The 13,392-nt window shown below is 65.8% G+C and carries 6 protein-coding genes and 2 pseudogenes; all 8 read right to left on the bottom strand.

The window, feature by feature from the left end:
* Positions 1-11 precede the first annotated feature (11 nt).
* Complete coding sequence (locus EET10_RS04710) at positions 12-950, bottom strand: crotonase/enoyl-CoA hydratase family protein (protein WP_036398415.1); 939 nt, start codon at positions 948-950, stop codon at positions 12-14.
* Positions 947-2,575 (bottom strand): acyl-CoA dehydrogenase family protein, encoded by a 1,629-nt coding sequence (locus EET10_RS04705; protein ID WP_122501934.1) that lies wholly within the window; start codon positions 2,573-2,575, stop codon positions 947-949. The genes EET10_RS04710 and EET10_RS04705 overlap by 4 nt, the downstream gene beginning before the upstream one ends.
* 54 nt (positions 2,576-2,629) lie before the next feature.
* The gene (locus EET10_RS04700) at positions 2,630-3,475 is read right to left on the bottom strand and encodes a CE1 family esterase (RefSeq protein ID WP_036398419.1); all 846 of its coding nucleotides are present in this window, start codon (positions 3,473-3,475) and stop codon (positions 2,630-2,632) included.
* A gap of 55 nt (positions 3,476-3,530) precedes the next feature.
* On the bottom strand, positions 3,531-4,286 hold the full coding sequence (locus EET10_RS04695; RefSeq protein ID WP_036398424.1) for a deoxyribonuclease IV: 756 nt from the start codon (positions 4,284-4,286) through the stop codon (positions 3,531-3,533).
* Between the two features lie 10 nt (positions 4,287-4,296).
* Positions 4,297-4,891: pseudogene (locus tag EET10_RS04690) on the bottom strand (hypothetical protein); the annotation flags it as partial.
* Positions 4,863-5,170, bottom strand: a pseudogene (locus EET10_RS04685) (IS110 family transposase); the annotation flags it as partial. The pseudogenes EET10_RS04685 and EET10_RS04690, both read right to left, overlap by 29 nt.
* A 645-nt stretch (positions 5,171-5,815) precedes the next feature.
* Positions 5,816-9,778 (bottom strand): DNA-directed RNA polymerase subunit beta', encoded by a 3,963-nt coding sequence (locus tag EET10_RS04680; protein ID WP_036398426.1) that lies wholly within the window; start codon positions 9,776-9,778, stop codon positions 5,816-5,818.
* A 44-nt stretch (positions 9,779-9,822) separates the two neighbouring features.
* Positions 9,823-13,359 carry a DNA-directed RNA polymerase subunit beta gene (gene rpoB / locus EET10_RS04675; protein WP_122502743.1) on the bottom strand — a complete coding sequence of 1,179 codons (3,537 nt, stop codon included), beginning with the start codon at positions 13,357-13,359 and terminating at the stop codon, positions 9,823-9,825.
* Positions 13,360-13,392 lie beyond the last annotated feature (33 nt).

The raw sequence follows: 13,392 nt of genomic DNA, 5'->3' as shown, positions 1-13,392 counted from the left end.
TCGGCATGAAGTTACACTCCGGACGCTTTCCGGCCGTAGTCGCCGAAGGGCTCGTCGCGGTGCTTGACCGCATCCCGGAAGCCGTGCTCGACCGCGTCGGCGACGAAGGCGTGGCCCTCGGGCGTGTGCCGGGCGATCCCGTCGAATACCGTGCTGACCATCCTGCTGGTGGCCACACCCTGTTGCAGCAGAGCCGAATTGAGCGCCAGCTTGATCATGACCAGCTGATTGACCGGCAAGGCAGCGATCCGTTGCACCAGCCGCTCGGTGCGTTCGTCGAGGTCCTTCGGATCCGGCGCCTCAACGGCCAGGCCCCATTCGGCCGCTAGGGCACCGGTGATGCAATCGCCCGTGAACAGCAAACGTTTGGCACGCTGGTCGCCGAGCCGGTGTGCCCACAAGCCCGCCGCGGGCACACCCCAGACCCGTGTCGGCGGGTACCCGATCTTGGCGTCGGCTGCGGCGATCACCTGGTCGGCGTGCAGCGCGATGTCGGTGCCGCCGGCCACGCAGTAGCCGTGAATCTTGACCACCGTCGGCTTGTCGGCATGCATCAGGCTGGAGAACCCGCGCACGAACCGGCTCATCATCTGGTAGTCGATCATCGGGTCCCACGGCTGGTTGGGCAGGTGGTTGACGGCCTGCGTCTTGCCGTCCAGCACCGTGCCCTGGTAGGCGCCGGTGCCGCCCGCCGAGCCGGTGCCGTCCGCGTAAGCCGACAGGTCGAAGCCCGCGCAGAAACCGTCGCCCCGGCCGGAGACCAGAATGACGTGCACCTTGGGATCGAGGTCGGCGCGCTCCACCAGCGCCGACAACTCCAGCGGTGTATCCGCGACGATCGCGTTGCCTTTCTCGGGCCGATTGAAGGTGATCCGCGCAACTCGATCGGCGACCTCGTAGGTCATCGTTTTCAGATTGCCGAAATCGACCGGCCTGATCGCATGAGTCATCCCTTGACTAAAGCACGCTCGAGAATGGGCGCCAGATCCAGTCCGGTCGGCATGGTGCCGAACGCCCCGCCCCACTGCCCGCCGAGCCGGGTGGCCAAGAACGCCTCGGCCACGGCCGGATGCCCGTGTCGCACCAGCAGTGACCCCTGTAGCGCCAGGCAGATATCCTCGGCTATCTTGCGGGCCCGGTATTGGATGGTGTCCAGGTCGCCCAGCTGTTCCCGCAGCCGGTCGACATGGCCGTCCAAGCGGGCATCCTGGCCCGCACTGTTAGCCAGGTCGTCGAACAGCACCTCCACGCATTCTGGACGAGTTGCCATGGCGCGCAACGTGTCCAGTGCGCTGACATTGCCCGAGCCCTCCCAGATGCCCATCAGCGGCGCCTCCCGGTAGAGCCTGGGCATGCCGGAATCCTCGACATAGCCGTTGCCGCCCAAGCATTCCAGCGCCTCGGCGGCGTGCGGAGTTGACCGTTTGCACACCCAATACTTGCTGGCCGCCAGGCCGATACGGCGGAATAACGCCTCGGTCTCGTCGCCGCGCGCCGCGTTATCGGTGGCACCGGCCATCCGCATCGCCACGATCGTGGCCGCCTCGGCCTCCACCGCCAGGTCGGCCAGCACGTTGCGCATCAACGGCTGGTCGATCAGGTAGGCGCCGAACGCCTTACGGTGCTGCGCATGGTGGATGGCACGGGTGAGACCGGTGCGCATGCTGGTGGCGCTGCCCAGGGTGCAGTCCAGGCGGGTCAGGTTGACCATTTCGATGATGGTGGGGACGCCGCGGCCCTCCTCGCCGACCAGCCACGCGATGGCACCGTCGTATTCGACTTCGCTGGAGGCGTTGGCGTGGTTGCCGAGCTTGTCCTTGAGCCGCTGCAGGAACATCCGGTTGCGGGTGCCGTCGGGAAGGATCCGCGGCAGCATGAAGCAGGACAACCCCTTTGGGGCCTGCGCGAGCACCAGAAAGATGTCGCACATCGGCGCGGAGGTGAACCACTTGTGGCCGGTCAAGCTGTAGGTGCCATCAGCGTTCGGCGTCGCCTCGGTGGTGCCGGCGCGCACGTCGGAGCCGCCCTGCTTCTCGGTCATCGACATGCCCGCGGTGATACCGCGTTTCGTGCTGGCGAGCTTGAGCTCCGGATCGTACTCGCGGCTGGTAAGCAGCGGCTCGTAAACGCTTGCCAGCTCGGGGTTGTGGCGCAGCGCCGGCACGACGGCGTAGGTCATCGAGATCGGACAGATATGGCCGGGCTCGACGGTCCACACGGACGTCTTGGCGGCGCGCACCACGTGGGCTCCCGGCCGGTCGTCGGCCCAGGGGGCGGCATGCAGCCCGTGCGCGATCGCGGTGCGCATCAGTTCGTGGTAAGCCGGGTCGTATTCGACTTCATCGATGCGGTGGCCCACCCGGTCATGGGTGTGCAGGACGGGCCGGTTGCGATCGGCCAGCTCACCCCAGCGCTGGGCGTCGTGGCCGCCCGAGATCGCGCCGAGCTCGTTCACCTCGTCCAGTCCCCACTGTCCACCCTCGCGGATCAGCGCTTCGACGAGCATCGGTGAAGTGGCGGGATTGTGGTTGTCCAGCGGCGGGACCTGATTGGTGACGACATGGGTGTCTGGCATGTCACCAATATTACATTTTACCGACAACCGTACAAGAGGTGTAATGGGTCGTGCTCAACGAGGATGGGCAGCGAAGAACTCCCACAACATTTCGCTGGCCACCGATGGCCACTCATGGCCGCCGTCGTCAACGGTGACCAGCACCACGCTGCGGTCGTTCGCGCATGTAGCGGTGGACGTGGTAACCCGGCCATTGGTCGTGGTGGCAGGGCGCGCACATTGATCAACGTTGCGCCAGAACGCATTCAGCTCCTCGACCGGCGGCCCGTCGATCTGGGCGAATCCGGCCCCCGGCCCACCGAAGTAGCGGACAAGTGGATCCCCGGTGCCGTGAATATGCATGACCGACACCCGATGCGGGGATGGGCACGGGTCGAGTTGCGTTCCCGAAACGGGACCGATCGCGGCGAAGATCCCGGTGTTGCAGGCCAGGGTGTAGGCCATGATGGCACCGTTGCTCATGCCGGTGGCGTAGATCCTGGCCGGGTCGACGGGCACGTTCGCGGCGACGTCGGCAACCGCCGCGCTGACAAAGGCGACGTCGTCGACGCCTTCGCGTGCGGACCGGCCGCAGCAGCCGCCACCGTTGGCGTTCCACGCCCTATTCAGACCGTCGGGGTAGGCGACGACGAACTTCTCCGAATCGGCCAATTCGTCCCAGTCGTAAGATCTTTCAGCCTGTCGGGCGCTGCCGAATCCACCGTGCAGCATGACGACCAGCGGGGCTGCTCGCGGCAGGCCTGCGGGCTTGTATAGCCGGTAGGAGCGCTGGACACCGCCGACGTCGATGGTGTGGAAGCTCGTGCCGTTTCCAAACCCGGCGGGCGGCGGCGCCGGGATGTGCGCGCAGCCAGCCAGCAGCCCCACGACGCCCAGCAGCGTGACGAAATGGCGAACCATAGGTTAACGGTAGGCCCGCGACGCGACGTTAACGAGGTTTAATTGAGCCGTGAAATCAGCCGTTGACTTTTTCCCGCAGGAACGCGATGTCGTCCTTGCGGCCCTCGTCGGCGGTTTCGCAGATCACCGGCGCATCGGCGGCCGTGACCACCGCGACGAGGTGGTCGGGATCGATCCGACCGTTGCCGATATTGGCATGCCGGTCGGCACCTGACCCCGCGGCGTCCCGTGAGTCGTTGCAGTGCACCAGGTCGATGCGGCCGGTCAGGGCCTTGATCCGGTCGACCGCGTCGATCAGTTGCTCACCCGCGGCCCACGCGTGGCAGGTGTCCAGGCAGAAGCCGAGTCCCTTGTCGCCGATGTGATCCCATAGTCTGCCGATGGTGTCGAAGTGGCGGGCCATCGCATGGTCGCCGCCCGCGGTGTTTTCCAGGTACAGCTGCACGTCCGTTTCGAGGTAATCCAGCGCTTTGACCCACCGCTCGAAGCCGGCCTCCATGTCGTTGTCGTCGGCGTGGCCGCCGTGCACGATCACCGCCGTCGCGTTGATGGCAGCGGCCGCGTCACAGGTGTCCTGCAGGATCTTGCGCGACGGGATGCGGATGCGGTTGTTGGCCGATGCGACGTTGATCAGATACGGCGCGTGGACATACAGCGGAATGGTCGACGCCTTCAGCATCTCGGCGTCGTGCCGCGGCTTGGGCTTCTTCCAGCTCTGCGGGTTGCCGAGGAAGAATTGCACCACGTCAGCGCCGTCGGCCTGAGCGGCAGCCAGGGGATCGTCCGAGTGGACGTGCGAACCGATGAGCACGACGGCCAGTCTAGTGGGTTGCCTTTCTGTGACGAGCAGTCGCAAAAGCCCCCGACACGCCGTGGGTGGGGGCGCCTTTGCGGCTGCTCGCCGGACTGAGCAGGTGGAATGTGATGCGGTCCGCGAGGCTCACGGGGTCGCCGCGAATGTCGTCGACCGTCATGGGGATGCTGGTCCAGCCGCATTCCTGCAGACGGGCGGTTTTCAGCCGGTCGTGGACGAGGGCCTCGCGGCTCGTGTGCCACTGGATGCTGTCGTACTCGGCGACGACCATCGCTTCCGGCCATGCGAAGTCGACGCGCCAGACTCTGCCGTAACGGTCCACAATGGCATACTGCACCTGCAGCATCGGTAATCGGTTGTCAATGAACACAAGTCGCGCCTCGCTCGCCATCGGTGATTCGGCACGACCGTCGGCGTAGCGGATCAATTCCCGGACTCCGACGATGCCGCGGCGGCCTCGTTGTTCGCGGATCGCCGCATCCAATTCGCCTCTGGTGCATGCGCCAAACCTGCAAAGCAGCATCGAGCGTCGCCAACGCACGCGGCCGACGCAATGTCCGCGCGACTTCGATCACCGTCCACGCCGGCGCTGTCGCAAGCCGGCACCGCCGACAGTTTGATCCCGGCATCTTCGAGCAGCTTTTCCAGCCGCTGGATTTCTTTGGTGCGCGCTCGGGTGATGGTGGTGCGCGCCCGGGTCAGATCACGCAACATCCGAATCGGCTCCGGCGGCACAAACGAGGCGCGCACCAGGCCATGAGCACCCAGATCAGCCAGCCAGGTGGCATCCGAGACATCTTGCGTCCGGGCACATTGCGCACCGCCTTGGCGTTGACCAGCACCACATTCAACGCGTCTTCGAGCAGGTAATAAAACGGCTTGCAGTCGGGTAGCTCCGGCGCGTCGCCGCGCCGGAGCCCCCTCAGAACTTGGGTGACGGCCTCGGCAGTGTGTGTGAATGAGACGGAACGCGGTATAACCCAATGACTCTGGCCCCGAATCGACGACGATCGCCTGGTGGCGGATCGCCTTGGCGGTGGCAGTGATCCACTGCTCCCACTCGTCGGGGTGTTGCGGCTCGACCTCAGCGTGCAGCAGTAGCTGGCCGCAAAGCGGGCAGCGTCCGCGCTGCATGCGGATCAGTCTCGACCGGGCCCGGCCCAGCGGGGGTCTCCCGCGGCGGCGCCGGGTCGCCCAGTAGTCGGTCAAGGCAGGGTCGTCCGGGGACGCCCAGCCCTTGACCAGGGTGTGCCGGGTGATCGCCGTCCAGGCGAACTTGACCAGTAGGCGCCGCTGTCGCGGTCACCGAATACCCAGCGGTCGCGCCGGGACGGGTGGAACGCGCCGAAGTAACGGGACACGATCCAGCGCCGTCCCTTGTGCGGATGGGTGAATCTGGCCCACTTGTCGGTGAGCTTGCGTCGACCCCACCGGCCCGCCAAACAACCACTTACCCAGCCGAACGGCCGGCACTAATTTTCATCCCCCACCGCGGGGCGACGCCCCCCGCACAGCTGCTCGCGGAATTACCGGTAGTCGCTGTAGCCGTAGTCGTCCAGCGGCACCGCGGCCCCGGTGGCCTGGCCGAAGTCCGGGCTGTAGTACTGGTCCTCGTAGGACGGGATCGTGTACGCCGCTGCCCGGGCCTCCTCGGTCGGCTGCACCGCGATGTTGCGGTAGCGGTTGATACCGGTACCGGCCGGGATCAGCTTTCCAATGATCACGTTTTCCTTCAGACCGTTGAGCTTGTCGCTGCGGCAGTTGATCGCCGCATCGGTCAGCACTCGCGTGGTCTCCTGGAACGACGCCGCCGAGAGCCACGAGTCGGTGGCCAGCGACGCCTTGGTGATTCCCATCAGCACCGGGCGGCCGGCGGCGGGCTCGCCGCCCTCAGCCACCACCCGGCGGTTCTCCGCCTCGAACTCGGCACGGTCGATCAGCGAGCCGGGCAAGAATTCCGTCGAGCCCGAGTCGATGATGGTGACCCGGCGCAGCATCTGGCGAACGATCACCTCGATGTGCTTGTCGTGAATCGACACGCCCTGCGCGCGGTAGACCTCCTGGACCTCGCGGACCAAGTGGATCTGCACCTCGCGGGGGCCCTGCACCCGCAGCACCTCGTGCGGGTCGGCCGAGCCTTCCATCAGCTGCTGGCCCACCTCGACGTGGTCGCCGTCGGAAAGCACCCGCTCCGAGCCGTCCTCGTGCTTGAACACCCGCAGCCGCTGCCGCTTGGAGAGCTTGTCGTACACGACCTCCTCGCTGCCGTCGTCGGGCACGATGGTGATCTTGTAGAAGCGTTCACCGTCCTCGAGGCGCACCCGCCCGGTGACGTCGGCGATCGGCGCCTTACCGCGGGGCACCCGGGCCTCGAACAGCTCCTGCACCCGCGGCAGACCGCCGGTGATGTCCTCACCCACACCACCCTGGTGGAAGGTACGCATGGTCAGCTGGGTGCCGGGCTCGCCGATGGACTGGGCGGCCACGATACCGACCGCCTCGCCGATATCCACCAGCTTGCCGGTGGCCATCGAACGTCCGTAGCACGTCGCGCACACGCCGGTGCCCGTGGTGCAGGTCAGCACCGAGCGCACCTTCACCTGCGTGATGCCCGCCGCCAGCAGCGCGTCGATCTCCGGGTCACCCAGGTCCTCGCCGCGCGCGACGACCACGTTGCCGGCCTCGTCGACCGCGTCGATGCCCAAAGTCCTTGCGTACGCCGAGGTTTCGATGTACGGGTCACGGATCAGCGCGACCTTGCCATCAGCCCCGGGCTGGCGCTCGGCCAGCTCGACGACGATGCCGCGTTCGGTGCCGCAGTCGTGCTCGCGCACGATGACATCCTGGGACACGTCCACCAGACGACGGGTCAGGTAACCCGAGTCGGCGGTACGCAACGCGGTGTCGGCCAAGCCCTTTCGAGCACCGTGGGTGTTGATGAAGTACTCCAGCACGGTCAGGCCCTCACGGAACGACGACTTGACCGGACGCGGGATGAACTCACCCTTGGGGTTGGTCACCAGACCCTTCATGCCGGCCAGCGTCCGGGTCTGGGTGAAGTTACCCGTGGCGCCGGAGTCGACGATGGTGATGATCGGGTTGTCGCTCGGATAGTGCTCCCGCAGCGCCTGGCCCACCTCGTCGGTGGCTTCCTTCCAGATCTCCACCAAGGCCTCGTTGCGTTCGTCGTGGTTCAAAGCGCCACGCTGGAACTGCTTTTCGACCTTGTCGGCGCGATCCTCGTAGCGGTCGAGGATCTCCTTCTTGCGCGGCGGAACGAGCACGTCGGCCATCGAGACCGTGACGCCGCTTCGGGTCGCCCAGTAGAACCCGGCGTCCTTGAGCTTGTCGACGGTCTGCGCGACCACGATCATCGGGTAGCGCTCGGCCAGGTCGTTGATGATCGACGCCTGGACCTTCTTGTGCATCTGCTTGTTAACGAACGGGTAGCCCGGCGGCAGCAACTCGTTGAACAGCACCCGGCCCAGCGTCGTCTCGGCAATCCAGGGCTCGCCCGGATGCCAGCCGTTGGCTCCGAACAGCTCGGCCTCGATCTCGGCCGACGGACGCAACTGGGTCAGCCGCACCTTGATCTTGGCCCGCACCGAGAGCACACCGCGGTCGGCCGCCATGATGGCTTCGGCCGGCGAGGAGTACACCCCCGTCTCGGGACGGTCGGCTGCGGCCGGCTGGTATTCGCCGGTGTCGCCGTCGACCTCGGTGGTCAAGTAGTACAACCCGGTCACCATGTCCAGACGCGGCATGGCCAACGGGCGACCGGAGGCGGGCGACAGGATGTTGTTGCTCGACAGCATCAGAATCCGGGCCTCTGCCTGCGCCTCGGCGGACAGCGGCAGGTGCACGGCCATCTGGTCACCATCAAAGTCGGCGTTGAACGCCTCACACACCAGCGGGTGCAGCTGAATCGCCTTGCCCTCGATCAGCATCGGCTCGAACGCCTGGATACCCAGCCGGTGCAGGGTGGGCGCCCGGTTCAGCAACACCGGGTGCTCGGCGATGACCTCCTCCAGCACATCCCACACCTGCGGACGCTGACGTTCCACCATCCGCTTGGCGCTCTTGATGTTCTGCGCGTGGTTGAGGTCGACGAGCCGCTTCATCACAAACGGCTTGAACAGCTCCAGCGCCATCAGCTTGGGCAGACCGCACTGATGCAGCTTGAGCTGCGGACCGACCACGATAACGGACCTGCCCGAGTAGTCGACACGCTTGCCGAGCAGGTTCTGGCGGAATCGGCCCTGCTTGCCCTTGAGCAGATCACTCAACGACTTCAGCGGACGGTTACCCGGCCCGGTAACAGGCCGGCCGCGACGTCCGTTGTCGAACAGCGCGTCCACCGACTCCTGCAGCATCCGCTTCTCGTTGTTGACGATGATCTCGGGTGCGCCGAGGTCGATCAGCCTCTTGAGCCGGTTGTTGCGGTTGATCACCCGGCGGTACAGGTCGTTCAGGTCCGACGTGGCGAAGCGGCCACCGTCGAGCTGCACCATCGGGCGCAGCTCCGGCGGGATCACCGGGACGGCGTCGAGCACCATGCCCATCGGCGAGTTGCCCGACTGCTGGAACGCGGCGACCACCTTCAGCCGCTTGAGAGCGCGAAGTTTCTTCTGCCCCTTGCCGCTTCGGATGACCTCGCGCAGCGCCTCGGCCTCTGCGTCGATGTCGAAGTTCTCGATGAGCTTCTGGATCGACTCCGCTCCCATGGCGCCGGTGAAGTATTCGCCGTAGCGGTCCTGCAGCTCGCGGTAGAGGTTCTCGTCGACGATCAGCTGCTTGGGCGCCAGCTTGGTGAAGGTGTTCCAGATGTCTTCCAGCCGGTCCAGCTCACGCTGGGCCCGGTCGCGCAGCTGACGCATCTCGCGCTCGCCGCCGTCGCGAACCTTGCGCCGAGCGTCGGCCTTGGCACCCTCGGCCTCCAGCTGGGCCAGGTCGGCCTCCAGCTTTTGGGCACGCGCTTCCAAGTCCGCATCACGCTGGTCCTCAACGGCCTTGCGCTCCACCATCATTTCGGCCTCGAGCGTGGACAGCTCGTTGTGCCGCATCTCCTCGTCGACCGCAGTGATCACATAGGCGGCGAAATAGATGATCTTCTCGAGGTCCTTGGGCGCCAGGTCCAGCAGGTAGCCCAGGCGCGACGGCACGCCCTTGAAGTACCAGATGTGGGTGACGGGTGCGGCCAGCTCGATGTGGCCCATCCGTTCCCGGCGCACCTTGGCGCGTGTCACCTCGACACCGCAACGCTCGCAGATGATGCCCTTGAAGCGCACCCGCTTGTACTTGCCGCAGTAGCACTCCCAGTCGCGAGTCGGCCCGAAGATCTTCTCGCAGAACAAGCCATCCTTCTCGGGCTTGAGCGTGCGGTAGTTGATCGTCTCCGGCTTCTTGACCTCGCCGTAGGACCATTGCCGGATGTCCTCCGCGGTGGCCAGGCCGATGCGGAGTTCATCGAAGAAGTTGACGTCTAGCACGTAACTCCCTTTCCCCTTGCGGGTTTAGTTACTTCCAAGAAGGTTCAGGCCAAGTCCTCGACGGAGGCGGATTCGTTGCGGGACAAGTTGATTCCCAGATTTGCTGCCGCGCGCTCCAAGTCCTCGTCCTCGCCTTCGCGCAGCTCGATCGCCGCGCCGTCGGACGACAGCACCTCCACGTTGAGGCACAGCGACTGTAGCTCCTTGAGCAGCACCTTGAACGATTCGGGGATGCCCGGCTCCGGGATGTTCTCGCCCTTGACGATCGCCTCGTAGACCTTGACCCGGCCGACGGTGTCGTCGGACTTGATGGTCAACAGCTCCTGTAGCGTGTACGCCGCGCCGTAGGCCTGCATGGCCCAGCACTCCATCTCACCGAACCGCTGGCCACCGAACTGCGCCTTACCGCCCAGCGGCTGCTGGGTGATCATCGAGTACGGGCCGGTGGAGCGGGCGTGGATCTTGTCGTCCACCAGGTGGTGCAGCTTCATGATGTACATGAAGCCGACAGTCACCGGGTACGGGAACGGCTCGCCGCTACGGCCGTCGAAAAGGACCGCCTTGCCGTCGCCGTCGACCAGCACGTCGCCGTCACGGTCGGGCAATGTCGACGACAACAGGCCCTGCAGTTCGGCTTCCTGGGCGCCGTCGAACACCGGAGTCGACACGATCTGGTTCGGCTCGGCGCTGCGCAACGCCTCGGGCAGGTTGGCCGCCCACTCGGGTGAGCCCTCGATCTGCCACCCGCTGTGCGCGCACCACCCCAGGTGGGTTTCCAGGATCTGGCCGATGTTCATCCGTCGCGGCACTCCGTGGGTGTTCAGGATGATGTCCACCGGGGTGCCGTCCGGAAGGAACGGCATGTCCTCTTGCGCCAGGATCTTGCCGATGACGCCCTTGTTGCCGTGCCGGCCGGCCAGCTTGTCGCCGTCGGAGATCTTGCGCTTCTGGGCCACGTAGACGCGGACCAGCTCGTTGACACCGGCGGGCAACTCGTCGTCGTCCTCGCGGGAGAACACCCGGATGCCGATCACCTTGCCGGACTCGCCGTGCGGCACCTTCAGCGAGGTGTCGCGGACCTCGCGGGCCTTTTCGCCGAAGATCGCCCGCAGCAGCCGCTCCTCGGGTGTCAGCTCGGTCTCACCCTTCGGCGTGACCTTGCCGACCAGGATGTCGCCGTCGCGCACCTCGGCGCCGATGCGCACGATGCCGCGCTCGTCCAAGTCCGCAAGGACCTCGTCGGAGACGTTGGGGATGTCCCGGGTGATTTCCTCGGCGCCCAGCTTGGTGTCGCGGGCGTCGATCTCGTGCTCCTCGATGTGGATCGAGGTGAGGATGTCCTCTTCGACCAGCCGGTTGGACAGGATGATGGCGTCCTCGTAGTTGTGGCCCTCCCACGGCATGATCGCCACCAGCAGGTTCTTGCCCAGCGCCATCTCGCCGTTCTGGGTGCACGGACCGTCGGCGATCACCTGGCCGGCCTCCACGCGGTCACCCGCATCCACGATCGGAGACTGGTTGGCGCAGGTGCCGTGGTTGGAGCGGGCGAACTTGCGCATCCGGTAGGTGTGCCGGGTGCCGTCGTCGGCCATCACGGTGATGTAGTCGGCGGACACCTCCTCGATCACCCCGGACTTCTCGGCGACGACGACGTCGCCGGCGTCGATGGCCGCACGCAACTCCATGCCGGTGCCCACCAGCGGCGCCTCGCTGCGTACCAGCGGAACCGCCTGACGCTGCATGTTGGCGCCCATCAGTGCCCGGTTGGCGTCGTCGTGCTCGAGGAACGGGATCATCGCGGTGGCCACCGACACCATTTGGCGTGGCGAGACGTCCATGTAGTCCACCTCGGAGGAGGCGACGTATTCGACCTCGCCCGCCTTGCGGCGCACCAGAACGCGCGGCTCGACAAAGCGGCCGTCAGCGTCGATCGGCGAGTTGGCCTGTGCCACGACGTGGCGGTCCTCTTCGTCGGCCGTCAGGTAGTGGATCTCATCGGTGACCAGCCCGTCGATCACCTTCCGGTACGGCGTCTCGATGAAGCCGAACGGGTTGACCCGCGCGTACACCGACAGCGATCCGATCAGGCCGATGTTGGGACCCTCCGGGGTCTCGATCGGGCACATCCGGCCGTAGTGCGAAGGGTGCACGTCACGCACTTCCAGGCCGGCACGCTCACGGGACAGACCGCCCGGCCCCAGCGCCGAAAGCCGGCGCTTGTGGGTCAGGCCCGACAACGGGTTGTTCTGGTCCATGAACTGCGACAGCTGGCTGGTGCCGAAGAACTCCTTGATGGCGGCGACCACCGGGCGGATGTTGATCAGTGTCTGCGGCGTGATCGCCTCGACGTCCTGAGTGGTCATCCGTTCCCGGACCACCCGCTCCATCCTCGACATGCCGACCCGGATCTGGTTTTGGATCAACTCGCCGACGGTGCGCAGCCGCCGGTTGCCGAAGTGGTCGATGTCGTCGGTTTCCACCGGGACCTCGACCCCGCCGGGCACAGTCATGACGGCGGGCTGGCCATCCTGAGAAGCATGATGCAGGCGGACCAGGTACTCGATGGTGGCGACGACGTCTTCTTCGCTCAGCGTGGTCGTGGTGATCGGATGATCGGTGTTGAGGCCGAGCTTCTTGTTGACCTTGTAGCGGCCCACGCGGGCCAGGTCGTAGCGCTTCTCCTTGAAGAACAGGTTCTCCAGCAGGGTCTGGGCGGACTCTTTGGTCGGCGGCTCGCCCGGACGCAGCTTGCGGTAGATGTCCAGCAGCGCTTCGTCGGTGCCGGCGGTGTTGTCCTTTTCCAGCGTCGACATCATGATCTCGGAGAACCCGAACCGCTCGGTGATCCGCTCGCTGGTCCAGCCGAGGGCCTTGAGCAGCACGGTGACCGGCTGCCGACGCTTGCGGTCGATGCGCACGCCGACGGTGTCGCGCTTGTCGACGTCGAACTCCAGCCAGGCCCCCCGACTGGGGATCACCTTGACGCTGTGCAGCGTCTTGTCGGTGGACTTGTCGATGGTCTCGTCGAAGTAGACACCGGGCGACCGGACGAGCTGGCTGACCACCACGCGCTCGGTGCCGTTGATGATGAACGTGCCCTTCTCGGTCATCATCGGGAAATCACCCATGAACACCGTCTGGCTCTTGATCTCGCCGGTGTTGTTGTTGATGAATTCGGCCGTCACGAACAGCGGGGCCGCGTACGTCATGTCCTTGTCTTTGCACTCATCGACCGGCGCCTTGACCTCGTCAAAGCGGGGGTCGGAGAAAGACAGCGACATCGACCCGGAGAAGTCCTCGATCGGCGAGAGCTCGTCGAGCACCTCTTCCAGGCCGCCGATCGGGTTCATCCCCCCTGCGGCCTCGCCTCGGGCTATAGCGGAGTCCCGCCAGCGCTGGGAGCCGATCAGCCACTCGAACGAGTCGGTCTGCACGTCAAGCAGCCCCGGAACCTCCAGCGGTTCGCGGAGCTTGGCGAAGGAAACCCGATTAGGCGCTCCGGGCACGGAGCTGTTTGAAGAACTTTGCGGGCGACTCTGAGTGGGACTAGCGTCTGTTTTGCTTTGGCGGAAATCAGCCAAGATGCGTCCTTCCAGCACCTCGTGCGACTACCG

The organism is Mycobacterium pseudokansasii, assembly GCF_900566075.1.
Taxonomy (GTDB): domain Bacteria; phylum Actinomycetota; class Actinomycetes; order Mycobacteriales; family Mycobacteriaceae; genus Mycobacterium; species Mycobacterium pseudokansasii.
The sequence above is the reverse complement of the archived record's forward strand: the minus strand, read 5'-3'. Positions and strand labels throughout refer to the sequence as shown.